The 23,876-nt window shown below is 46.8% G+C and carries 24 protein-coding genes and 1 tRNA gene; 9 read left to right on the top strand and 16 right to left on the bottom strand.

What is annotated here, in order from left to right; all coding sequences use genetic code 11:
* Window positions 1-31 precede the first annotated feature (31 nt).
* The 4 genes from ACQ4M5_RS09185 to ACQ4M5_RS09170 all read right to left on the bottom strand — a co-directional run bounded on the left by ACQ4M5_RS09185 (window position 32) and on the right by ACQ4M5_RS09170 (window position 3,589).
* Window positions 32-334, bottom strand: a complete 303-nt coding sequence (locus tag ACQ4M5_RS09185; protein WP_430675281.1) for a hypothetical protein — start codon at window positions 332-334, stop codon at window positions 32-34.
* 3 nt (window positions 335-337) lie between these two features.
* Complete coding sequence (locus ACQ4M5_RS09180; RefSeq protein WP_430675280.1) at window positions 338-835, bottom strand: pentapeptide repeat-containing protein; 498 nt, start codon at window positions 833-835, stop codon at window positions 338-340.
* 61 nt (window positions 836-896) lie between these two features.
* Entirely contained in the window at window positions 897-2,630 is a 1,734-nt protein-coding gene (locus ACQ4M5_RS09175) for a phosphatidylglycerol lysyltransferase domain-containing protein (RefSeq protein WP_430675279.1), read from the bottom strand.
* A gap of 5 nt (window positions 2,631-2,635) precedes the next feature.
* Complete coding sequence (locus tag ACQ4M5_RS09170; protein WP_430675278.1) at window positions 2,636-3,589, bottom strand: alpha/beta hydrolase; 954 nt, start codon at window positions 3,587-3,589, stop codon at window positions 2,636-2,638.
* Between the two features lie 268 nt (window positions 3,590-3,857).
* Between ACQ4M5_RS09170 and ACQ4M5_RS09165 the strand changes: the two genes are divergently transcribed.
* A complete protein-coding gene (locus ACQ4M5_RS09165; protein WP_430675277.1) occupies window positions 3,858-4,949 on the top strand; it encodes a Gfo/Idh/MocA family protein in 1,092 nt (363 codons plus the stop codon).
* 3 nt (window positions 4,950-4,952) lie between these two features.
* Here the strand turns inward: ACQ4M5_RS09165 and ACQ4M5_RS09160 are convergent, their stop codons facing one another.
* Complete coding sequence (locus ACQ4M5_RS09160; protein WP_068392294.1) at window positions 4,953-5,192, bottom strand: helix-turn-helix domain-containing protein; 240 nt, start codon at window positions 5,190-5,192, stop codon at window positions 4,953-4,955.
* A 95-nt stretch (window positions 5,193-5,287) separates the two neighbouring features.
* Window positions 5,288-6,385, bottom strand: coding sequence for an AAA family ATPase (locus tag ACQ4M5_RS09155; protein WP_430675276.1), 1,098 nt, complete (start codon window positions 6,383-6,385; stop codon window positions 5,288-5,290).
* Between the two features lie 179 nt (window positions 6,386-6,564).
* Between ACQ4M5_RS09155 and ACQ4M5_RS09150 the strand changes: the two genes are divergently transcribed.
* The 3 genes from ACQ4M5_RS09150 (at window position 6,565) to ACQ4M5_RS09140 (ending at window position 11,690) form a co-directional block, all read left to right on the top strand.
* On the top strand, window positions 6,565-9,417 hold the full coding sequence (locus ACQ4M5_RS09150; protein ID WP_430675275.1) for a cation-translocating P-type ATPase: 2,853 nt from the start codon (window positions 6,565-6,567) through the stop codon (window positions 9,415-9,417).
* Window positions 9,418-9,546: 129 nt separating this feature from the next.
* Window positions 9,547-10,674, top strand: a complete 1,128-nt coding sequence (gene recF, locus ACQ4M5_RS09145) for a DNA replication/repair protein RecF (protein ID WP_430675274.1) — start codon at window positions 9,547-9,549, stop codon at window positions 10,672-10,674.
* A gap of 797 nt (window positions 10,675-11,471) precedes the next feature.
* On the top strand, window positions 11,472-11,690 hold the full coding sequence (locus ACQ4M5_RS09140; protein ID WP_430675273.1) for a hypothetical protein: 219 nt from the start codon (window positions 11,472-11,474) through the stop codon (window positions 11,688-11,690).
* On the opposite strand, the gene ACQ4M5_RS09135 is transcribed toward ACQ4M5_RS09140, so the two are convergent.
* Together ACQ4M5_RS09135 and ACQ4M5_RS09130 are read right to left on the bottom strand one after the other, a co-directional pair.
* A complete protein-coding gene (locus tag ACQ4M5_RS09135) occupies window positions 11,647-12,537 on the bottom strand; it encodes an ion channel (protein WP_430675272.1) in 891 nt (296 codons plus the stop codon). The genes ACQ4M5_RS09140 and ACQ4M5_RS09135 overlap by 44 nt on opposite strands.
* A gap of 52 nt (window positions 12,538-12,589) precedes the next feature.
* Window positions 12,590-13,957, bottom strand: a complete 1,368-nt coding sequence (locus ACQ4M5_RS09130) for a glycoside hydrolase family 76 protein (RefSeq protein ID WP_430675271.1) — start codon at window positions 13,955-13,957, stop codon at window positions 12,590-12,592.
* Between the two features lie 431 nt (window positions 13,958-14,388).
* Between ACQ4M5_RS09130 and pirA the strand changes: the two genes are divergently transcribed.
* Window positions 14,389-14,541, top strand: coding sequence for an arginine synthesis PII-interacting regulator PirA (gene pirA / locus ACQ4M5_RS09125; protein WP_430675270.1), 153 nt, complete (start codon window positions 14,389-14,391; stop codon window positions 14,539-14,541).
* An 81-nt stretch (window positions 14,542-14,622) separates the two neighbouring features.
* On the opposite strand, the gene ACQ4M5_RS09120 is transcribed toward pirA, so the two are convergent.
* Window positions 14,623-14,787: a hypothetical protein gene (locus ACQ4M5_RS09120; RefSeq protein ID WP_430675269.1), complete on the bottom strand. Its 165-nt coding sequence runs from the start codon at window positions 14,785-14,787 to the stop codon at window positions 14,623-14,625.
* A 125-nt stretch (window positions 14,788-14,912) separates the two neighbouring features.
* Window positions 14,913-15,419, bottom strand: a complete 507-nt coding sequence (gene moaC / locus ACQ4M5_RS09115) for a cyclic pyranopterin monophosphate synthase MoaC (RefSeq protein ID WP_430675268.1) — start codon at window positions 15,417-15,419, stop codon at window positions 14,913-14,915.
* A gap of 38 nt (window positions 15,420-15,457) precedes the next feature.
* Between moaC and ACQ4M5_RS09110 the strand changes: the two genes are divergently transcribed.
* Window positions 15,458-15,531, top strand: a tRNA-Arg gene (locus tag ACQ4M5_RS09110).
* Between the two features lie 99 nt (window positions 15,532-15,630).
* Here the strand turns inward: ACQ4M5_RS09110 and ACQ4M5_RS09105 are convergent.
* Together ACQ4M5_RS09105 and ACQ4M5_RS09100 are read right to left on the bottom strand one after the other, a co-directional pair.
* Window positions 15,631-16,281, bottom strand: a complete 651-nt coding sequence (locus ACQ4M5_RS09105; RefSeq protein WP_430675267.1) for a hypothetical protein — start codon at window positions 16,279-16,281, stop codon at window positions 15,631-15,633.
* Between the two features lie 172 nt (window positions 16,282-16,453).
* Window positions 16,454-16,780: a YbjQ family protein gene (locus ACQ4M5_RS09100; protein ID WP_068391825.1), complete on the bottom strand. Its 327-nt coding sequence runs from the start codon at window positions 16,778-16,780 to the stop codon at window positions 16,454-16,456.
* 88 nt (window positions 16,781-16,868) lie between these two features.
* On the opposite strand from ACQ4M5_RS09100, the gene ACQ4M5_RS09095 reads away from it, so the two are divergent.
* Entirely contained in the window at window positions 16,869-17,942 is a 1,074-nt protein-coding gene (locus ACQ4M5_RS09095) for a tetratricopeptide repeat protein (protein WP_430675266.1), read from the top strand.
* On the opposite strand, the gene ACQ4M5_RS09090 is transcribed toward ACQ4M5_RS09095, so the two are convergent.
* From ACQ4M5_RS09090 to ACQ4M5_RS09080, 3 genes are all read right to left on the bottom strand, one after another.
* Window positions 17,939-18,274: a XisI protein gene (locus ACQ4M5_RS09090; protein ID WP_430675265.1), complete on the bottom strand. Its 336-nt coding sequence runs from the start codon at window positions 18,272-18,274 to the stop codon at window positions 17,939-17,941. The genes ACQ4M5_RS09095 and ACQ4M5_RS09090 overlap by 4 nt on opposite strands.
* 303 nt (window positions 18,275-18,577) lie before the next feature.
* Window positions 18,578-19,054, bottom strand: a complete 477-nt coding sequence (locus tag ACQ4M5_RS09085) for a Dps family protein (RefSeq protein ID WP_430675264.1) — start codon at window positions 19,052-19,054, stop codon at window positions 18,578-18,580.
* 70 nt (window positions 19,055-19,124) lie between these two features.
* Window positions 19,125-19,385, bottom strand: coding sequence for a ParB N-terminal domain-containing protein (locus tag ACQ4M5_RS09080; RefSeq protein WP_430675263.1), 261 nt, complete (start codon window positions 19,383-19,385; stop codon window positions 19,125-19,127).
* 236 nt (window positions 19,386-19,621) lie between these two features.
* On the opposite strand from ACQ4M5_RS09080, the gene ACQ4M5_RS09075 reads away from it, so the two are divergent.
* Window positions 19,622-21,220, top strand: coding sequence for a SpoIID/LytB domain-containing protein (locus ACQ4M5_RS09075; protein ID WP_430675262.1), 1,599 nt, complete (start codon window positions 19,622-19,624; stop codon window positions 21,218-21,220).
* A 207-nt stretch (window positions 21,221-21,427) separates the two neighbouring features.
* Here ACQ4M5_RS09075 and ACQ4M5_RS09070 read toward each other — a convergent pair whose 3' ends face one another.
* Window positions 21,428-21,910, bottom strand: coding sequence for a hypothetical protein (locus ACQ4M5_RS09070; RefSeq protein WP_430675261.1), 483 nt, complete (start codon window positions 21,908-21,910; stop codon window positions 21,428-21,430).
* A 256-nt stretch (window positions 21,911-22,166) separates the two neighbouring features.
* Here ACQ4M5_RS09070 and ACQ4M5_RS09065 point away from each other — a divergent pair, with 256 nt between their 5' ends.
* Window positions 22,167-23,819 carry an ABC1 kinase family protein gene (locus tag ACQ4M5_RS09065; RefSeq protein WP_430675260.1) on the top strand — a complete coding sequence of 551 codons (1,653 nt, stop codon included), beginning with the start codon at window positions 22,167-22,169 and terminating at the stop codon, window positions 23,817-23,819.
* Window positions 23,820-23,876 lie beyond the last annotated feature (57 nt).

Below are 23,876 nucleotides of genomic sequence, written 5' to 3'. Positions count from 1 at the left end.
ACGCAATCAATTCTTCGTCAATCTCTCAAGCTCAGGAGTTGCTCTCTGCGCTGCTTTGAGGTGGAGGGATTTCGCTCACCGAAGGGGTTCGCGTTCTTGGGTCGATCGAAGAGTACGATCGCATTAGTTCTGCGTTGATTCGTTTAGCTGTTGTTGAAGTTGTTGGACTTCTTCGATCGGGAATATTATCGATTGCCTGCGCCGTTTGTCTCAACGTTGCTTCTGGATCATCTGTTTGACCGAGAGCGGCAAAGGGAAGCAACCCAGGATATTGCAGAAACAAAGTATCGGGTTCTTCCCACAGTCGAATGACATCGCATAATCGTAACTCCAATCTTCAAGGGCATTCCAAAGACTCGCGGGTGCTGATACCTGTTTTGGAATTTACGCCGCTGGCTCTTTTACAGAGTTCGACCACTTGCGATCGATCTAATACGGCAAAGCTAAAATCTGCACCTGTAATGTTGGCATCCTTGAAAACTGAACCGATCATCATGGCGGAAGTTAGTACTGCATCGCTCAAATCTGCACCGGATAAATCTGTGATGTAAGCAATGCCATCACCAAAATCGACTTCTTGCCAATTCGATTTGCTTAGATCGGAACCGCTGAAGACTGCACCTCGTAAATCTGCACCGCTGAAATTGCTGCCAGAGAGACGGGCATTGCTGAACTCTGCGCGAATTAGATTTTGTTTGGAGTAGTCTTTGGTCGTTGCTGAAAAATCATCGATCGCTCGAATTGCACCTGAACTCGCCGCATTCGCAGTTTGAGGGAATCCAATCATCAGAATGACTGCTAGAAGAAAGCCGAAAAATACTTGCCAGGTTCGCATACGATCGCTTAACTAGATTGCGTTACATTTCGCAATTCTATCAAGCATTGGGCTAGACAACTTAACTACCGGGTTTGAGATAGTCGAGTAAGCGATCGCCTGAATCGGCTCGAACTAATCCCACTGCAATTTCTGGTAAGACGGTGAAGCTTGGAAAGATTAGATAGCGCGGTTCCCAATGGGGGCGAAACTTCTCTTTGAATTGATGGAGTCCTTTGAAGTTGTAGAACTGGTTGAGATGCTCGAAGAAGTAGTGTAATCCCTTTTCGACTCTAAGCGAATCTGCTGCTTCACCGACTCCCGCTAAGGGTGATAAAGAGAAATTAAAACTGTCGTACCCGGCTTGCTGGAAGTGTTGGATCATCATTGCAAAGAGGAAGTCCATTGTGCCTTTTTCTGCCTCGTTTAAGTGACGCATCAGATCGACTGTGACTTCTTTGCGGTTGTAGCCAGAAAGGAGATTCGAGAAGGCAATGATTTTGCCATTGGCATTGTAGACGACTGCGATGTGACAACCTCTGAGATAGTCTCGATCGAACCATCCAATCGAGAATTGTTTTTCTGATCCCTGTTTGGATTTGAGCCATTCGTCGCTGACGGGCTTTAATCGATTGAGTAGTCCATCGTCGATCGAGGGTTCATAAACTTGTAAGTGGTAGCCTGCTTTTGTCAGTTTGTTAATCGCAGTTCTAAAGTCTTGATTCGCTTTGCCTTTTAAGTTGAACGTGTGGAGATCAATGATCGCTTCTTCTCCGATCTGTGCCCAACGATAGCCGATGGATTGATACAGCGGTAGGTTCTCTGGTAGGACTTCGTAGAACGTAGGGAACCAATCATTTTGATTGCAGAACTCTTGAAAAGAAACGATCGCTTCTTTAATATCATCAGGATGTCCGATCGGATCACCCAGTGCGATCGCGGCTCGACTTTTGGCAACATAGGCAACCACACTTTTGCCGGATGGACTGAAGAAGTAGGATTTATCTGGAAGTAACGACAATCGAGCAAGTGAAGTTTTGCCGTATTGATCAATGATTTGACGTGCTCTTTGTCGATCGCTTAAAGTTGCTGGATCTCGTAGCAATACTGGTCGCAGCAGCATAAAGAGTGCATACGTTAAAGTAATCGCACCGACCGCATAGATAGAATTAGCAAAGAATTCAGCATAGCGTCTTCTGGGTTCAAGTCCCGCGTTGTCTGCGGTGAAGAACATTGCTAAAGTTTGCAGGATTGATTCAGTAAAGCTGAAGTTTATCGGCTGTCCATTGATGTTGAAATAGCCATCAAGGATGTAGAAACCGATCGTTCCATAAGCCAGGGTAAAAAAGATTGCTGCAATCAAAACTCGAATGCCTTGAGCGATCGAAGGTCGATCGGATTGTGCAGTGTAAGCTTTACGTAATAAAAATAGTTGGATCAATAAAACGGTTGCGAGAGTGCTTTCTTCAATGTCAAAGCCTTTGATTAAGTGACTCAGAATTGAAACGATTAACAATCCAACTGTGAGATACCAAGCAACTCGTTTTCGCCGTAAGAGATTAGCTGCGAGAGTTAGTAGAATAAATCCTGCAAGTGCTGCAAATAAGTGACCGCCTACTCGAACTGAAAACGGAAAGAAATGTTTTAACCAGGCAGTTCGCTCTGGATAACTGGGAACAACCGCAGACCAGAGATTTACGAATCCCATGATCGCGGTTAAGATTGCGGCTGACCAAACTCCAAATCGAGTTTTACGATCGAGGGTTTCGGGTCGTTTCCGATTCCAGCCGAATTTGGGAGGAGTTACCTTCTGCATGAACCTTAAAAGTGGCGATGTTTTTTCTGGGTTTGGGCGTGACGAAGTTGGCGACCTACAAAAGTAAGCGAATCGGCAAGATGCGTTCTCCAGTAGTTCCATCCCACATTTTGTCCGACAATTCCATGTCCACCCGGAAATACATAGAATTCGTTATAGATTCCTAAACTGCTCAATACTTTGTGAAAATCACGGGTGGCATCTAAGTATTTTTCGTCTGCTTCTCCAGCATCTAAATAAGCTCGGATACGTTTACGCTTTTCAGGTGGGATTTGCGCTACAAAACTTTGAGGACTGTTCTGAGATCCACTGTCGTCGATGAAGTATCCGGTGTGACTAAAGAAGATGTTGAAGCGCTCTATGTGTCTTAAGCCAATGTTAAACGCACCCCAACCACCGGAAGATAAACCGCCCATTGCCCAGTAGTGAGAATCTTCGATCGTGCGAAATTGGCGCTTCACTTCTTGCACTAAATCTGAGCCAATGTAGGTTGCAACTTTGCCATGCTCCCCATCAAAGTAATCGGAATCCCAAAAGGGGCTAGTACCTCGATCGTCGTTGCCATCAGGCATGATGATTAAGGCGGCTGGAAGCTTTTTATTACTGTAGAGTTGCTTTAAGGTGCTGGTGATTGCGGCTTTTTCGTAGTAATCGCGTTCATCTCCGTGTCCACCATGCAGGAGAACAATTACGGGATAGCGTCGATTCGGATGCTTTTCGTATCCGGGTGGCAGAATTACGCCATATCGCCGCTGTTCACTCATTGCTTCACTGTAGAAGCTTCTTACTTGAAAATTGAGTCCTGCAACTTCTTCAACTTGAGGGGTATCTAGTTGAGGAGCACCGAGGACAAAAACATACCAATATGCTCCACCTGCGATCGCACTTAACGCGATCGTGATGAATGCCAGAACAGGTTTGAGACGAGATTTACGTTTGGGTTTAGAGGTGAGTGGCATTGTATAGATTAAACAACCACTTTTTTAACTACGGTAACTTAAAATCTTGCATCAATCTCAACAAGGAGTATTTTGGGCGTTTCGTCCTCTGCGCTATCTCGCCCCGGATTAGAAATCGGAGCTAACAGAAACGGTAGACGTTTTAGATACGGGGAGAAAGTCAACTTAAATCTAAACCATTTCACTCGGCTAAATGCCACAATTGCAGAAATCGCGCAAGTTCCGCAATGATCTAAACTAATCAAGACGCGATCGACAAACAAATCAAATGGCTGGCTCTAAATTTGGTGTAGCAATCGTTGGAACGGGATTTGGACAAAAGGTTCATATTCCAGGATTTCAGGCACATCCGCGAACTGAAGTGGTCGCTGTCTATCATCGAGATTTGCAGAAAGCACAGTCGATTGCACAAACTCATCAGATTCCGCAGGCGTGTTCGTCGATCGAAGAAATTTTAGATCTCCCTAATGTCGATGGAGTCAGTATCTCAACGCCGCCATTTTTGCACTATGACATGGCGAAGCAGGTTCTAGATGCAGGAAAACATTTGCTGTTGGAGAAACCGACTGCATTGAATGTCGAACAAGCAAAAGATTTGTATAGTCGATCGCTAAAAAATCGATCAATTACCAGCATGAACTTTGAATTCCGATTTGTTCCTGCATGGCAACAGTTCGCAGATTTGCTTTCGCAAAACTATGTCGGACAAAAACGATTGATCAAGATTGATTGGTTAGTTTCAAGTCGAGCAGATGCGTCTCGTCCCTGGAACTGGTACGCCCGAAAAGATCAAGGCGGCGGCGCTTTAGGGGCTTTGGGATCTCATACGTTTGACTACATTGCTTGGCTGTTCGGAGAAGTCGATCGATTAACTGCCAATCTGAGTACTGCAATTCTCGATCGACCTGATCCGATGACAGGCGAACTCAAGCCTGTTGATTCAGATGATACTTGCAACATTACATTAGAACTTGCAGACGGAACGCCCTGTCAGATTTGTATTAGCTCGGTGACCACTCAGGGACGAGGACACTGGATCGAAGTTTATGGCGATCGCGGAACATTGATTCTTGGAAGTGACAATCAGAAAGACTATGTGCACGGATTCAAACTCTGGGGGGCAGCGATCGGACAAGACCTGGCAGAGATTGAAATTCCGAAACGATATGCGTTTGAGCAAGTCTTTGCAGATGGACGAATCGCGCCATTTATCCGAATGATTGATCAATGGCTCATTAGTATTGACAGACAAGAATCTGTCGCGCCCTCACTCAAAGAAGGCGTGTACGCTCAACTCCTGATGGATCTGGCACACGAATCGACCGAAACCGGAACCTGGGTGAAAGTTCCACGCTGGTAAGGATTAAATCTCCTCGTCCGGCGCAAGCCCCAGATACAGACGAATAAACTCAGAAGCCGCAGTGGGATTCAAAGACTTTAACGCCTTGTAAATCTCGACCACGACTTCAGCCAGCGGATCGCGCTCACCTCGGAGCCAACGACTGAAGTTCGATCGGTTCACACCCATGATCGCAGATAGTTGATACTGCGTAATGCTGTAGGATTCCAGCACTTGTTTCAATGCACTCCCCGCTTTTGACATGCTCCGTTTTAAACAACAGTGGATGCTTTGACTATATCGGGTTTTAAACTCTGTGCAAATAAATAGAGTGCTACTTATCATAAGTTTAGATTTTTCTACGTCAATCGATACTTCATCCATGCCGCTAACATCGGTAGCGCAATCCGGTATCCAAGCTCGGCTCCATACACTAATCCTTTCTGTTCCAGGCTTGAGAGTGCGCCTTGTAATCCGCCCCCACGCGACAAATTGTGCTTTTGAATATACTCACGAGAATGCGGACTATCGGTGGGATCAAGTGCCAAACTTTCTAGGACTCGTACCTGGCTCTGCGGTAAGAGTAAAATCAGCGATTCAAAGGTAACGGATAAATCTTCAATCAGCGCGATCGCACTTCGTTCGACATGATGCGGCTGAATCAGCGTTACAGGGTCAAAATCTTTCCGATCCTCGCGTTTGCCGTACTCCAACCAGATTCGACGCGCCAAGGTGATTGCATCTCCAAAATGACCTTGCACATAGCTGAGAAACAGCAGCAGACTTTCTGGCTCAAATTCTAAGCCTTCTGTCAGCATCGTTTTGGCAATCCAGGTTTGCATGATTTTGTCTGAAACCGGACTGAGCGAGACGATCGGAAGTTGATTCGAGGCTGACCAACGTTCGGCAACCGTGGCAATGAGCGCGTAGCTGACTCGACTTTGCCGCTCGACTTCCTGACGTAAGTATTGCTCCCATTTATTTGCCCGATCGAACGATCGCAGATGTGGAAAATTCAGAAACACGATCACCACGCGACTATTTGACCATTCTGCAATCGCTTGTGGTAACGTTAACAGCGCCTCAAATAAAACCGATTCTTTACCGGGTGAAGCGTGCCAAGTGAGTTGCGGTCTAGTGTTCGTCGATCGCAAAACAAACGGATGCTCTTTGCTCCAGCGATCGACAAAGCGCAGTTCTTCTGGAGTTTCGTAAGTGGACACGATCGCATCTGCCAGCAATTGGAGAAAGCGTGAATAGTTCGTGGCTCGGAGACAGTCGATTTCGAGTACTTTGGCTCCACAATCACGCGCAGCAGCACGAATCAGCGTTCGTCGTCCGATCCCTGGAACACCCGCTAAGAGAACGTCTCGATCGCTCATCAAAATCTGACTCACCTGCGCGAGTTCTTGCTGCCGTCCGACCAGTTGAGAAGAAAGAAACGGAGGACTCACCATGCTTCATCGTTACTAGAGATCTGTACCCTTAGACGCTTCACACCCGTTCCTTGAAACTGTATCGTCTAGATTTTATAACGAAACTTCAAAAGATAATACTATTTAATAGTGCTATGTTTTGCCGTTTGGCACTATGATAAGGTGCTGTAGGCATTCATCCCCTAACTCAGAGAATTTTTATGTCTGCTCATTCCCTCCCATCGCCAACGACAGCTTGGCATACCTTAGATACGAATGGATCGCTTTCAACCCTGAACAGCGACATCAAGACTGGATTAAGCGAACAAGAAGCGGCACTCCGCCTCGAACAGTACGGAACCAATGAACTAGAAGAAACGGGCGGACGCAGCGCCTGGGTAATTCTGATCGATCAGTTCAAGAACATCATGTTGCTGATGCTCATTGGGATTGCATTGGTTTCCGGGCTGCTTGAGTTGCTTGCACTCTCTCAAGGCAACATCAAAGAAGGCGACGTGCCCTTCAAAGACACGATCGCAATTTTAGCGATCGTGGTTCTGAATGGCGCATTAGGTTACGTCCAAGAAAGCCGAGCAGAACAAGCCCTGGCTGCGTTAAAACAACTTTCATCGCCCAGAGTCCGCATCCTACGCGGTGGCAGAATCACCGAAGTCGATTCTAAATATCTCGTTCCCGGTGACGTGATGTTAGTCGAAGCAGGGGTTCAAATCTCGGCGGATGGTCGAATTCTCGAAGCTGCGAATCTGCAAATCCGAGAGGCTGCCCTGACCGGAGAAGCGGAAGCCGTTAGCAAGAATGCGAATGCGGTCATCCGAGAAGATGCGATGCCCGCCGATCGAATTAACATGACGTACCAAGGTACAGAAGTCGTTAACGGTCGCGGTACTGTGTTGGTGACAGGGACGGGAATGCGAACGGAGTTAGGAAAGATTGCTGCCCAGATTCAAGGGGTGGAATCAGAACCGACTCCATTGCAGAAACGGATGGATCAACTGAGTAAAGCCCTGGTAACGGGCGCACTGATTCTAGTCGCGATCGTGGTCGGTGGTGGCTTCTTGATCAGTCGCGACTTTACCAAGCTTCAAAACTTGCTGCAAACGGCTTTGAGTATGGCGGTTGCAGTTGTGCCTGAAGGATTGCCAGCGGTAATTACTGTGACTTTGGCAATTGGAACTCAGCGAATGGTTCGCCGCCAAGCTCTGATTCGGAAGCTTCCTGCTGTAGAAACTTTGGGTTCTGTGACAACGATTTGTTCAGACAAGACTGGAACGCTGACCCAGAACAAAATGGTGGTGCAATCCGTTCATTCCATTAGTTCGAGTCCGAAAGTCTCTGGACAAGGCTATGCACCGGATGGAGAATTCCTCAACAATGGTTCAAGAGTGATTCCATCCGATGATCCTGAACTCAGAGCATTGCTACTGGCTTGTACACTGTGTAACGATTCGATTCTGCAACAAGAGGACGGTCAGTGGATTATCTTGGGTGATCCGACTGAAGGTGCATTGCTAACCGTAGCGGCGAAAGCGGGATTAGAGCGGGATCAGTGGAATAGCAAACTGCCGCGTGTTTCAGAATTTCCGTTCTCGTCCGATCGTAAACGGATGAGTGTGATTGTCAAAGATGCCGCTGGCTTGCTGCAATCTGAAACGGATTTCTTATCTACGCCGTATCTGATGTTTACGAAAGGATCGCCGGAGATTGTTCTAGAGCGGTGTCAGCAGATACAAGTTCACGATCGAGTAGAGCCGATTACGCAAGCTCAGCGATCGCAAGTGCTACAACAGAACAATGATCTCGCTGCAAACGGTCTTCGAGTTCTCGGTTTCGCCTACAAACCGTTGAAGGAAGTTCCACCTGAAAACTCTGAGGAAGCCTCTGAGCAAGGGTTAGTCTGGCTTGGCTTAATCAATATGCTAGATGCGCCTCGTCCAGAAGTCCGTGAAGCGGTGAAACGGTGTCGGACAGCGGGAATTCGTCCCGTGATGATCACAGGAGATCATCAACTCACCGCAAGCGCGATCGCTCAAGATTTGGGCATTGCAAAACCAGGTGATGAAGTCTTGATCGGTCGTGAACTCGAAGCGATGAGCGATCAAGAGCTTGAAACTCATGTCGATCGGGTCAGCGTTTATGCTCGTGTTGCTCCTGAACATAAGCTGCGAATTGTTCGAGCACTCCAAAAACAGGGCGAAATCTCTGCGATGACTGGAGACGGTGTGAATGATGCACCTGCGCTCAAACAAGCAGATATCGGGGTCGCGATGGGTATCACCGGAACCGATGTGAGTAAAGAAGCTTCGGATATGGTGCTGCTGGATGATAACTTCTCTACGATCGTCTCTGCGGTTGAAGAAGGTCGAGTCGTTTACACGAATATTCGCCGCTTCATCAAATACATCCTGGGATCGAACATTGGGGAAGTGATTACGATCGCGCTTTCCGTGGTTTTAATTCCAGCGGTGGCTGCGACTGGAAGTGTTCCCCTGACTCCGCTACAAATTCTGTGGATGAACCTCGTTACCGATGGTTTACCTGCATTAGCGTTAGCAGTTGAACCTGCGGAACCGAATGTGATGAACCGTCCGCCAAACCATCCGGGTGAAAGCATCTTTTCGCGTGGATTAGGCGCGTACATCGTCCGAATTGGGATTGTGTTGGCGATTCTTGCCACTGCAACAATGGTTTGGGCTTATAACTACACCAATGCACCTGGAAACTCTGGGGGTGCTCTAGATGCCGATCGCTGGAAAACGATCGTATTCACAACCCTGTGTTTAGCGCAGATGGGACACGCGATCGCCATTCGATCGAACACCAAACTCACGATCGAACTGAATCCGTTCACGAACCTCTATGTTTGGGGCGCAGTGATTCTCACCACGATTCTGCAATTGTTGTTAGTCTATGCTCCACCGCTCCGAGGCTTCTTCGGAACGCACTATCTCCCATTCAACGAATTGATGGTGTGTTTCGGTGTGAGTGCATTAATGTTTGTGTGGATTGAAATGGAGAAATTATTCTTCCGCTTTTATTTCAGCAAGAAGCGCTAAGAATTATTTCATCTAACTGTTTAGCCGTTCTCAAATCGAGGGCGGCTATTTCATTTGATACACTTGTGAGGAATTCGGATCGCGGATTGATCAATTTCCGAATTCCGAATGATCTTTTCTGCCTTCACCATGTATCTGCGCTCTCTGCACCTTCGCAATTTCCGCAACTATCACGATCAGTACATCGATTTTACGGCTGCAAAAACAATTCTGTTGGGCAATAATGCTCAAGGCAAATCGAATTTATTAGAAGCGGTTGAGTTGTTATCGTCGCTGAAGTCGCATCGAACTTCTCGCGATCGCGATTTGATTTTCGATGGTGAAATGCTATCTCAGATTACCGGACAGTTAAAGCGCGAAACTGGAGAGCTTGAATTGTCAATGACGCTACGAGAAAGCGGACGGCGAACGGTTGCTCAGAATGGTGTTTCTCTCCGGCGACAACTTGATTTCCTTGGCACATTAAACATGGTGCAATTTTCGAGTTTAGATTTGGACTTAGTGCGAGGAGGTCCCGATCAGCGCAGACATTGGATCGATGCGTTGTTAGTTCAACTAGAGCCAATTTATGCTTATGTGCTGCAACAATACAATCAAGTGCTGAGACAACGAAATGCACTCTTGAGACAGCGATTAAGAGAAGAAAGTGAAGGTAAAACAGTTGCGGCTCCAGATTTAGCCTTGTGGGATGCACAATTGGCGATCGCAGGTTCGAGAGTAATCCGACGACGGGCGCGAGTTCTCGATCGTTTAGCTCCATTTGCAGAACAATGGCATCAAGCCATTAGTGGCAGTACCGAAAAGTTAGAGATTCGATATGCGCCAAATGTAACGGCTGAAGAGGATACACCTGAAGCTTTACAGAGTGCGTTTTTAGAAAAGATTCAGGCGAGAGCGATCGCTGAACAACATCAAGGGACAACGCTCGTCGGGGCGCATCGAGATGAGGTGGAATTTATGATTAATCAAACGCCAGCCCGTCAATACGGATCGCAGGGACAACAACGAACATTGGTGCTTGCATTGAAGTTAGCAGAACTTAAGTTGATCGAAGATGTGATTGGAGAACCGCCGCTGTTATTATTAGATGATGTGTTGGCGGAATTAGATCTCAATCGGCAGAATCAATTGTTAGATGCCATTCAAGATCGGTTTCAGACTTTGATTACGACGACTCATTTAGGATCGTTTGATGCTCAATGGATTGATTCGGCGCAGATTTTAGAAGTGAAATCAGGACAGCTTTTTGCAAGTTGAAAGACCCTGTGCATCGTTGTCTATTCGCCCTAAGAGGGTGTTTGAGAAGTAATCGTTTGTCGCATTCACCCGCCCGGAAATGAATCTCCGGGCTAATCGGGGGAAGCCCACTAAACTGGGCTAAGAACTCCGCATTACTCTTCCAGCCCGCTTCAGCGGGGTTTCCTCCATTAGCCCGGAGATTCATTTCCGGGCGGACTGGCAACGCAGCAAAGCCGCTTTTTATACTTTTCAAACATTCTCTCAGGTATAGAAAGGCTCAAACAACACCTCTATTGAGGTCGATCGCACTTCTAATATTTTTACTCAAAGATGTCAGGAGATTTCTACGAAAGAGCTTACCGCTTGAAAGACTGCCCTTCGGCTTCGCTCAGGGCGCGATCTCTAGCTGACTGAGCGAAGCCGAAGACAGCGGGTAATTTGTTTTCGATAAATCTCCTCATGTTTCCCATTAGAGATATAACGTAATCGAAAGTACACATAACATCTCGATAATCTTATTTTATTACTCTAACGAGTTTTGTTATGTTCCTAACAGGAAAGATAACGTAATCGAAAGCAGATGTAATATCTCAATAAGCGCACTTTATTAATCTAACCACTTTTGTTATATTCCTAACAAACCTTTTAATATTCCAGATCAGAACAGACACAACTTTAGATGGAATCATAGCCAACTCAAAGTTCTACATGATTGAATTAAGCGATCGTATTCTCCACACCCAACCACAGGTGAAATACGCTATCGTCTCTGCCCAGAATCGACGCATAATAAACAATAGAACTATAAAACTCTTATGTCTTGTCCTACCGCATCTTGTACAGGCTCAGTCAGAGTTCTAGAGGCGCAACAAACTCTAAACCAGCACTTTAGTTTTGCACCCTCTCCACTTACAAAACCGAAGCGCAATCCTCACAAACTTTGCACGATCGTTGAAAATGGTCGTGTCGTCGTTCGCCCGGTTGAACCCTCTACGGAATCGGCTCAGCATCATGAAAATGCTGGTAATCAATAAATCGATGCCCTTCAGGAGTTTTGTACACTAAATCGACAAAGCGATAATTCCATAGAATCTCTTGTGGCACATAGACATGTCGATCGTGCAACACTTGAGCCACCGTTTCATCAATTCCACTTAGCATCACTTGAATCAAACAATTCGTTTCAGACATGGATTCTGGACTCATGCCATAGAGCGGACTATTTTCATCGATCGGGTGCATCACTAACCAAGTGAGTGCAAATCCTGGAGTTTGACTCCGAACTAATGCCAGATCGTGAATTCGACGAATGTAATGTCCTTCCGAAGTAATTTCATCTCGAAGTAAATACACTCGCATCTGAGCTTCTAAAATCTGATTTCGACGTTGATTCGCCGCACGAAAGCTCAACGTTGGAACCCCCTCATGCGGCGCGATCGTTGCAACTTGACTAAAGGCAACACGAGCCGTTGGACGCGAAAATCGAGCAAACGTAAACCCAGTGAGAATCGCGATCGCAACCATCGACACTAGCGATTCGATCGTCATAATCGACTGAGCATAAACCGTTTTCGGATACATTGCCCCATATCCGATCGTGGCAAAGGTTTGAATGCTGAAAAAGAAATAGTCTACAAACGACCCCGGTGTAGCATTCGCAATACAGTCTCCCCCTAACAAATAAATCCAGGCAAAGACAACATTGATTCCCAAGTAAACCCCAACCACGATCGCAAAAAACCCCATCCAGGGAACCGTCAGCACCAAATGATAAGGATCACGCCAGTAGGAATACCACGCATTCATTCCTACAATTTGGAAACGTCCACTTTCTTCAACGTGAATCTTAATCCGGCGATGTTTACGATGTCTGAGTCTCAAGGGTCTACCCTCATGGAACGATCGAAGTTTCATGCAAAGTCTAATAATCCGATCACCGAATTATAAGCTGATCGAGATTCAACCAGTTTCGACTTCCTTTCGATTGATTAAAAATGATAGAAACTGTGTTGTTCCCCGCTTTTAACGCAACATTCGGGATCGTTGTCGTATTCCAAACCGTCCAGTTTCCAGTTCCAGGAAAAACGTGAGCATTCACGATCGCTCTTCCATTCACAAAGATAAACCGAGTCGCGTTTCCTGCCGCTGCTGCATAACGCATCACTAGATCAAATCGTCCTGCATTCGGCAAAGTGAAATTAAAATCGACCCATTGCCCATCTCGATTCCACCCTGCAATATACCCTGAGCCTTCGTAACCTGTATAAACCGCTTCTAACACTAAGCTATGAAGTGTAGAAGTTTCAGCTTGCAATACGATCGCAGTTCGACTCGCAACGATCGAAGCATTTAACGCATCCATCGCAGCACTTTGACGCGACGCATCCGCAGTATCGAACTTCTGTCCCCAACACAATCCAAATTGATTTTTGGGATTGCGACATTCCTCCCAAATCGAATCGGCATTGCGAAGAATGAAATCTCGATAGGCTAACTTGTTCACGATACGATACAAGTCCGACAAGTTTCGCATAAAGATCCCTTTGAATTGCGGTCCATCCAATCCACAATTCGGCTCACAAGGTTCACGTAATATGCCATTCGGTGCGAGAAATTTTGTTGCTGCATCCGCGATCGATTGTGCAACCGTCAACAACGATCGGTCATTCGTACACTTCGACAAATCAATCAGCGCTCCCAAAATCACACCTTGATTGTAAGTCCAAGTCGGTTGACCGTTATTCTTGCATTGATCATTCAAACCATCATTGATCAAATTATTTTGATTGATCATTCCCGTTCGACGAAACCAATTCCAGGTTCGATTTGCCCAATCAAGATAACGCTGATCCCTAGTTCTGAGAAACAATCGAGCCGCGATCGCTAAAAACAACTCATTCGAGATCGCATTCTTATACTTATGTTCTTTGTTCCACCAAATCCCGCCACCACACTTGTTATCCCAACCTTTGGTCATGTCGTTAAAGATAACCCTCGACATATCCAAATATCGCGCTTCACCAGTGAGATCAAAGGCTTTGATCCAAGTCAGTGCCCACCAACCCTCATCATCGTAAAATTCATTTAAGAAGTTGTTACGTTTGTTCTTCTCAAATGTATTAAAAATATTAGTTCGATACGTTAAGGAATCAGTAAACGTGCAGTAATCGATCGTGGTTTCCAACACGTTCGCACTATTCCACCAACCTGTTGTATTCCACAGTCCCGTTGCAGTGTTGTAAAACGTTTGAAGCGTTGCCATTCCCGCATCCGCTCGTTCTCGATAAGTTGCAGCACACATTCTATTTCTTCCAATCACGCTACTGTGTGTTATAACGCAATCACTTAGATTTGCTCCTCACCTAAACAGAAGCAATTTAACGCCTCGTGTTGGAATTCGATTTTAAGTTACCTTAAATCTTCAATCTCAAATAAGCCATTTTCAAGTCTCTTGTTCATCACATTCGCCCGCCCCGGATTAGAAACCTACCGTGTACACACAAGTCGAATCATTCTTGATTCGTCGGTCATTGCCGAGATCCTTCGCCTCCTAAATCCCTCATCCTGGCGGACTTTGAAGGACGAACCCTTTTTAGAATTGGAGAACTCTTAACCCGAACTGACGTTAGAAAAAATGTGAATTTTTTGTAGCAACAGCTACCGTTTCAAGGGACTGATGCTAAAATTAAATCATGGTGATAAGAAAAACTGACCTCTAGGAAAAATTAAGTTATGAATAGAAATCGTCTCCACTCGGCAGAAGTTTCAAGACTGCATCGTGAGAACCTACAGCGGAATCTGCAACGTCGAATGGATGCAGCGAAAGCTCGTGGTGATCAGGCATTGCTTCGGATGCTTGAAGCAGAAGCAAACTACCTGAAATAATCTCTTCACTTTCTGAATCTCGAACTGAGCGCGACACCCGCCGCGCTTTTTTAATGGCTGAAATGGCTCACCTTGAATGGCTTATCGTGGCAGTCGAGTACCAAAATCGAGCGTAAACCAGACCGAATCCAACAGTAATAAATACTCTTCAGCCGATAAATTCCCAGAATGGCAGCAAGATTCCAGCGCTTGAGCGATCGAATTAAACAGCGCTTCTGAAAGTTCTAATTCACTAAATTGTTTCATGATCGAGGATACCAACTTGGAAATGCCGAGAAACTGAACAATTGGGGGCAGTGTCAAGCAGGGTTTCTCTGAGTATATAGATTTTCCCAGAAAAACTTTCCGTGTATCCTCGCTTTACCGAAAATTTACTGACCCGATTCCCGCGAATAATCTCCGGATTTGCCTCCTGTTTTATTCAGAAGATAGATCTGCTCGATCGTAATGGACTTCTCGATCGCTTTCGCCATGTCGTACAAGGTTAAAGCCGCGATCGAAGCTGCCGTCAGCGCTTCCATTTCCACACCCGTTTCCGCTTTAATTTTCACCGTTGCCTGAATTTCGTATCCAGGTAGCTCCGGTTTTGGCAAAATGTTCACCTCGACTTTCTGAATCGGCAAGGGATGACAGAGCGGAATCAGGTTCGAGGTTTGTTTCGCCGCCATGATTCCCGCAATTCGAGCCGTACCGAGAACATCGCCTTTCGGGGAATTGCCCGACTCGATCGCGTTCATCGTTTCCGGTTTCATTCGCACTTTTGCGATCGCGGTTGCCTGACGCGCGGTTGCCGATTTTGCCGAGACATCAACCATTTGCGCCTGTCCAGCGGCATCGAGATGGGAAAGCTCGATCGATTTTTCAGAATTTTGTGTCATTTGGGTCAGAACGTTGTATATTAAATAAGTGCTAACAAGGGCTTGTAGCTCAGTGGACTAGAGCACGTGGCTACGGACCACGGTGTCGGGGGTTCGAATCCCTCCTAGCCCGTTTAACATTTTAGGGGTGTCTTGGTGACATCCCTTTTGTTTTTTAAACCTGAAAAAGCCCCCCAGATTCTGAGGGGCGAAATGAATCAAACTTCAAACCTTACATTCCGCGATTCGGCTCAGCATAAGCCGTGGTTGCACGAGGCTTGCGAGTTCCAACTGCTGCACCTGCAAGAGACGCAGCCAAACCAAGCAACGAACCAATCACGAACGACCAGCCAGCGGTTGCAGTCGTACCTGCGATATTACGGGCATCTTGAGCCGAAATATTTGCATTCCCGCCCCCTTGCTGCACATCAGGCAAGCCTGTTTGAGGCAGAGCGCCCCCGGCAACGTTCGCTGCACTCGATACCGCCAAACCAAACGCACCCGAAACACCGCTTGCCAATAGGTAAGCACTCAGAGCCAAAGTGGTCGCCCAAAGAATTGCACCGTTGAGCAATGCCGTACTGCGATTCATCGGACCGCAAGCCCGCGCCATCACCCAGCTACCCAAAAACAGCGAAATCAACAAACTGAGCGTTGCCCAGATTCCGACTGCGCTTGCTACGCCGCCAGCATCCGATCGAGGTGCACCCGAATTCGCGATCGAGGTCGCTCCAATTGCTGCACCCAACGCGCTCAGAATCAACTGAGACACTAATGCAACGGTTAAACCTGCGATAATCGGACCCCAACGAACGCGATCGTGGTAATCACCTGCGACTGGAATGACTGCTGCTTCAGTGACCGGACGATTAGTATATGCCATTGTGAATTGTCTCCTCTAACAGGATAGTTATTTGCAAAGAAATTACTCTTGCCAACACTGTAGAGTTTTCATCGGAAGAATAACTCTACCGAGAGTGAGACGAGGTAGATCCATCGTTAGAGAGAAATATCCAGAGAAATATCGGGGATCACGATCGCGAACATCCGCACGATTAGCGAATTTTCACCGCTGTTCCGGTTGCAGTGATGAGCAAAAGAACGCCAGATTGATCTAAATTAATTGTCCCTGTATTGACTTCGATACCCACGATCGCATTGGCTCCCAGATTTTGCGCCCGTTTTTGCAATTCAGCCAGCGCATTCTGTTGTCCTTGTTCAAACACTCGCTCATAGCCCGCAGTTCGTCCGCCGATGATATCTCTGATTCCAGCAAAAAAATCTTTCAGCGCATTCGTCCCGTAAACCACTTCAGCAGTGACAATGCCAAGGTATGATTCGATCACTGCATTCTGGATCACATCGGTTGTCGTCATCAACATGGTTTTTCTACTCGATAACTCAGATTAAATAGATTCAAACTTCGATCGCTCATTCCTGATTATTCTGGGGTTTCTTGTAATTCTTAGTATGGTGAAAATGTTTCGTCTTCGTCGATCGCTCTTTTCTGTTGGACTGTTCCTTTGCCTCGGATTGATGCCGCAAATGGTCCGCGCTCAATCGAATGAGTTGGATAATTTGATCGAACAAGGGCGGGAGTATGTCGAGGCACGAAACTGGAATAGTGCATTACAAGCCTTTCAACGCGCTTCAACGATCGATAGACGCAATCCCAGAATTTTCTCTGGAATAGGCTTTGTCTTTGCTCAACAAGGTCGATTCCAAGAGGCGGCAGAGGCGTACCGACAAGCCGTGACGCTAGAGCCAGCGAATGCAGATTTTGTGTATGCACTCGGATTTAGTTTGGCGAATTTGGGCAATGATAGCGCGGCTGAAACGGCGTACCGTCGAGCGACTGAGTTGGATCGGCGCAATGTCAATGCCTTTTTGGGGCTGGGAACGGTATTAGCGCGTCAGGGTCAAACGGCTCAAGCGTTAGCGGCATATCAACAAGCAGCATCGCTCGATCGACGAAATGCAGCAGCGCACGAAGCGATCGGCTTGATGCTCATTCAACAAGGTAGAGTTGCCCAAGGAATTACCTCTCTGCGAACAGCCGCAACCCTTGATCCTCGAAGAGCAAGTACTCAAATCGGGCTAGGAATTGCTCTTTTAGAGCGGGATGATTTGCCGAGTGCTTTAGCCGCGTTTAATCAAGCCGTGCGAATTGATCCGAACAATCCGAAACTGCATTTGCAAATTGGTAAGATTCTGCGAGAGAAAGGCAATAATGCTGAGGCGATCAGAGCATTTCAGCGATCGGTCAACCTCGATTCCAGTTCAGTCGAAGCTCAATTTGCCCTCGCAGAAACGGCACTCGCTCAAAACGAAACGATGCGAGCAGTGATGGTATTTCGAGAAGTGGTCAAGCTCGATCCGAACAATGCGTATGCTTACTATCAGATGGGCATTGCCTTGAAAGCGCGAGATTTTCCCAGAGATGCGATCGAGGCGTTTGAAATGGCGAGAAAGCTATTTGAAGAACAAGGTAAGACTGAGGAAATGAAACAGGCGGAAAAAGCGATCGAGGAAACGAAGCGTTAAGCCACTCCGTATCCTGTATATGCCCGTTTGTAAGGGGGATGCAAGCCTAAAACAATGTCCTCCTTCGGAATTCCCATGTCAACTAAGTCGGCAGCTAGATCGCTCTCGGTCATGTTGCGCTGAATCCAGATTTTTCCATCCTTGATATCGAGATGAATGTAGCAATGATAAATTCGTTTCAGTCCATCCCATCCCACATCAAGTAATTGATAGTGATCGTGTTCTGGATCAAACACTAACTGACACTCGATCGGGCTTTGTTGCTGTTCGGTATCTGCTTGCGCTGTGAGAAGTTGGCGAATTGCTTGGCGATACTGTTCTAGTCTTTCCATTCGATAATCCTCTCGCTTTCTGGATCATAAGAAAAAACCGCCAGATCCAAATAATCTAGCGGCTTCTTCAAAACTTACGGTGCGGCAATCTTAGAAGGTGTTTGAGAAGTAGTCGTTTATCGCATTCATCCGCCCGGAAATGAATCTCCGGGCTAATCGGGGGAAGCCCACTAAACTGGGCTAAGAACTCCGAATGATTCTCCCAGTCCGCTTCAGCGGGGTTTCTTCCATTAGCCCGGAGATTTATTTCCGGGCGAACTCGCAACGCAGCAAAGCCGCTTTTTATACTTCTCAAACACCCTCTTAGGACTCTAACAAGCTCCGTAACATCCAAGCGGTTTTCTCATGCACTTGCATCCGTTGAGTTAAAAGATCAGCCGTCGGTTCGTCGTTCGCTTCATCCACAAGCGGGAACAACGATCGAGCCGTTCTCACCACAGCTTCTTGTCCTTGCACCAAGAGCGTGATCATTTCGGTGGCTTTTGGGACACCAGGCGTTTCATCGATCGAACTCAGCTTGGCATACTCGCTATAGGTTCCGGGAGCAGGATATCCGAGAGCGCGAATCCGTTCTGCAATCAAGTCCACAGCTAACGCAAGCTCCGTGTACTGTGTTTCAAACATTGTGTGCAGGGTTTGGAACATCGGACCTGTGACGTTCCAGTGGAAATTGTGGGTTTTCAAATACAACGTGTAAGTGTCTGCCAACAAGCGTGATAACCCTTCTGCGATCGCTTGTCTTTTTGTATCTTCAATGCCAATTGCAACTTGACTAACCATGATCTTCTCCTGAGATTAAAAGAGAGTGAGTGCTCCGGTAGTGGCTATTATCTCGCAGCCACATCGAAACTTAAGCTAAATGATGTTTAAGAATAGATTTCGGAGCGCGACGAACATTGCATAAAATCGTTTCGTGTCCGAGGCGGCTACAGGCTTCGTAGCGATGACAGCCTGAAAATCCATAGTATTGTCCGTCTACTTCTAAGACATCGATCGGTTCTTGTAGTCCAACCTCTGAAATCGATGCCATGAGATTTCTAACTTTCTCTTGGTCGTTCTGCCGAAACAAGGGGCGGCGAATTTGGTTGATGGGGATCTCTTGAACTTTCATGACTTTGCTCTTCACCCGACTTCTATATCATACTCATAATGACTTCGACTTGCAAGCTTTTTTCTGAATCATTTCTCCGGAGCCATAGAGCGATGCCGAGAAAATCGATTACATAAAGATGCTCGATCGAGACGTTCTGATCCGTGAAATTCCCATTACAATCAGACACAGGTTTTTACCTCTGCCGCACGTCCCCTTCCTGAATAGAAAGAGGCTTGACTCCCTTGGTTCTGACATTGACTAAACTCAATCCATTCATTCTCGGTCTCGCTGCATTGGTCGGATTTGCGACACCCACACAGGCTCAGTCGGATGTGGGAATTCAAGTTGGGATCGTGCAGCGATTTGGCGATCGAACCCAAGACGCGATGAGTTTGAAGGCAAATTCTGGCGATCGATTAACCATTCGATTCGATACCAATGGCAAGCCGCAGACACTTACGGCACAAGAAATTAAACTCGAAACAGTGATGCAGAAGCTCCCTCAGCCTGTGGTAGAGGAGCGTATCATTTTTAGTACGCATCGGAGTTTTGAGTCTGCTGAAGATCAGGCGCAAGAATGGAGAGCGCAAGGGATTGAAGTGGAAATTGCACAGCCTGATCGATGGCAGGTTTGGGCGAAGCGCGATGTGTATAACACGCCATTAGTTCGGCGATTGTTGCTCAGAAGTTTGCAAGCGAAAGGGATTCAGACGGCTCGGATTGAGAGTCGAGTGGTTCAGGAAGTACCGCGTCCGAGTTGGGTATTGAATGGGTTCCGGTATACCCGCGATGTGGTGGATATTTCATCGGGATTAGGCGTGATTCAGGTCGATCGAGAAAAAGATGATATTCCCAACCGCCCGTATGGTGGCGTATTGCGAGTTCAGCCGAATGCGTATGGCAACTTTACGCTTGTGAATTTTGTCGGAGTGGAAACATATCTCAGAGGCGTGGTTCCTCATGAGATTGGAACTTGGGCACCTCAACCTGTGTTAGAAGCTCAGGCAGTGTTAGCTCGAACGTATGCGCTGCGGAACTTGCGACGATTTACGATCGATAACTATCAACTGTGCGCGACGACTCAATGCCAGGTGTATCGAGGATTAGAGGGAGCCGCAGCTTCGACCGATCGAGCGATTCAGGCAACTCGCGGCAAGGTTCTCACGTATCAAAATGAACTCGTAGATGCAGTTTATTCGTCAACCAGTGGCGGTGTCACGGCTGGATTTAATGATATTTGGCATGGTTGGGATCGTCCTTATCTTAGAGCCGTCGTTGATTCGGTCAATCCCCTATGGGATTTGCAAGCCCGAAGTTTATCGGATGAGCGGAATTTCCGAGCGTTTATTAATCAGAAGAAAGGCTTTAACGAAGATGGGACGGATATGTTCCGCTGGCGGTATCAAGTTTCTCTCGCTCAATTAAATCAGGAGCTACGAGAGTATTTGAAAGCGGTGCGGCATCCTTTGGTGAACTTCAAAACGATTCAGAATATTCAGATTACTCAGCGATCGAGTGGCGGAAGAATTCTGAAGTCTCAGATTGTCACTGATGCAGGCACGATCGAGCTTGAAAAGGACGATATCCAAACCGTATTTGAAGCGCCTGCGAGTACCTTGTTCTACGTCGATGCGATGATGGACAAGAAAACGCTCAAGGGCTTTGTCTTCACAGGGGGCGGGTTCGGACATGGAGTAGGAATGAGCCAGGTTGGATCGTACAACTTGGGTCGATTGGGCTGGACCAGCGATCGTATTCTCAGCTTCTACTTCCCTGGAACGCAACTGCAACCGATTAATAGTTCGATTACTTTGTGGCGCGATCGATCTAACGAACAAGCAGCGAATCGTTAGACGGTGTTTGAAAAGCGATCGTTCATTGCGCTGCCCCGCCCGGAAATGAATCTCCGGGCTAATGTGGGAAGCCCACTGAACTGGGCTAAGAATTCCGTATTAGGCTCCCAGTCCGCTTCAGCGGAGTTTCTTCCATTAGCCCGGAGATTTATTTCCAGGCGGACTCACAACGAAGCAAAGCCTATTCTTATACATCTCAATCATCCTCTAGAACGATCGCCAAACTTCTCTCACCACTTGCCGAACCACTTCAAACGGTTGACTAGCAGGTGGTAACGGAATCATCTCATTCGAGAACACATAATAAATCTCACCCGCATCGCTGACCTCAAAATTGGCATCATATTCTCGTGCCCAAAGATCTAAATGGCGACGGGCAATTTCAGGCTCAAGCCGCGTTGCTCTAGAAAAATCAAGCAGCGAAATTCGTCCCTGTTTGAGATGGAGCAATTGGAAAAAGCGATCGCGAATAGCGTGACGATTTGCCTTGGAACTCGCGTAAAGTAAGAGTCCCCCGATCGCGCTTGGAGTTAGACCAAAAAACACCAGAAAAATCAGCAAGATCGTTAAAGCCCAGGTCGGAGGTTGTAGCGCCAGAATTGACAGTGAAAGCGCGATCGACACCACGCCACCGCCGCAGAGAAAGACACTACCTAACGCTTTACTTGCTACGCTCCAAAACCGATTCATGCGCCACTCCAGGAGAACTTATCGATCGCAATTATTTATTAGCCTAACTTGTTTTTCTGCGATCGATTTGATCGGTTTTCCGAAGAAGTAGGGAGTGGGGAGTAGGGGGTAGGGAGTAGGGGGTAGGGAATAGAAAACAGATGATACCTCACTCCCCACTCCCCACTCCCCACTCCCCACTCCCCCTCAAAGTAGATAGCTGAAATCCCGCAGTTTACGTTACTTTAGGAAACAGAACCGCGTACCCATTGCTTCTATGTTTTCTAGACTTGTCCAAACTAGCTCTCGTCAAGGTGAAATCGTAGAAGTCGTCTTCCGAAATGGATGGGACTATATGCGGCGACTGCTCACAGGTGGCAAAGTAGATGAGCCGAAACTTCCTCCGCCTGCGGTGCTGCGAAATATTTTGGTTGATTTGGGTCCGGTTTACGTCAAGCTGGGACAACTTCTGAGTACACGTCCCGATCTGCTGCCTGCTGAATACATTGACGCACTTTCTACGCTTCAGGCTGAAGTGCCGCCAGTGGATTGGTCAGAAGTCGAAGTGATGTTGCGAAAACAATTCAATCAGCCGATCGAAGAAATCTTTGCCTCGATTAATTACAAACCTGTTGCCGCTGGCTCGATCGCTCAAACCCATCGGGCTGTCTTAAAAGATGGTCGTCCAGTTGCGCTCAAAGTTCAGCGTCCTGGATTAAGTTCAGTCGTTGAACAAGACATTGCACTGATTCGATTGATTGCGCGATTGGTGGCGCAGACGGAATTTGGGCAGTACTACGATATTGTGTCGATCGCTGAAGAATTCGCGGAAGCACTGAGAAATGAACTCGATTTCACTGAAGAAGCTCGTTACACGGATCAGCTGAGACAGAATCTTGGCAATACTCGCTGGTTTGATTCTACAAAGTTAGTCGTGCCGCAAATTTATTGGGAGTACACCACTGATAAGCTGATTGCGATGGAGTGGTTGGATGGTGTTGCTGTACTTTCTGCATTTCCGCCGATCGGATTTGATGGCACAACGGACTTACAAGAGCGTGAAGACATCTCGACTTTGCTACTTCGGGCATTCTTTCAGCAAATCTGTTTAGATGGCTTCTTCCATGCAGATCCGCATCCTGGAAATGTTTTTTATCTCAATGATGGTCGAGTTGCATTGCTCGACTGTGGAATGGTTGGGCGACTTGATCCGAGAACACAGCAGTTAATTCTGGAATTGGTGTTAGCGATCGTCAATTTGGATGCTCAAAGATGCACTCAGTTAGTTCTGCAACTTGCACCACCTGTTCAACCGATCAATCGAGTGAAGCTAGAAACGGAATTCGATCGACTGTTACGCCGCTACTATAGTTTGAACATTTCGCAAGTCAACTTTAGTAAGCTAGTCTATGAAGTGCTGCAAGTAGTTCGAGATAACAAAGTTCGAGTACCTGGAAACTTAGGGCTTTGTGCAAAAGCGATCGCGAATTTGGAAGGAATTGCTCGATCGCTTGATCCAAACTTCAACATTCCGAACAAGATTCGCCCGATGATGACTGAAGTATTTCAGCGGCAGATTGTGGGAGAAGCACCTTTAATTGCATTGTTACGAACTGCATTGGATGTGAAGAACTTGTCGCTGCAATCACCGAGACAGGTGGAACTATTGCTCGATCGAGTGACTTCTGAAACCTTGCAGTGGAACCTTTCGATCCGAGAAGCAGAACCCATTAGACGCACGATCGATTCTTCTGCAAATCGGTTGTCTTTTAGTATTGTGGTTGGCTCTTTGATCATGGGAGCTGCGATTATTTCTGCGAATACTCAATCAAGTCAAGTGTATTGGGTGAGCGATGTGCTGTTTGCTGCTGCAAGTTTTCTAGGTTTGTGGCTGATTTTGAGTATTCTACGATCGGGTCCTTTACGATAGTGCAAATATGACAGTTGATGTGCCAATGTAGGAAGCGGACGAAGTGACCCTTCTGAA

Source organism: Leptolyngbya sp. AN10, assembly GCF_050565645.1.
GTDB lineage: Bacteria > Cyanobacteriota > Cyanobacteriia > Leptolyngbyales > Leptolyngbyaceae > Leptolyngbya.
This window is presented reverse-complemented; position numbering and strand designations above follow the sequence as displayed.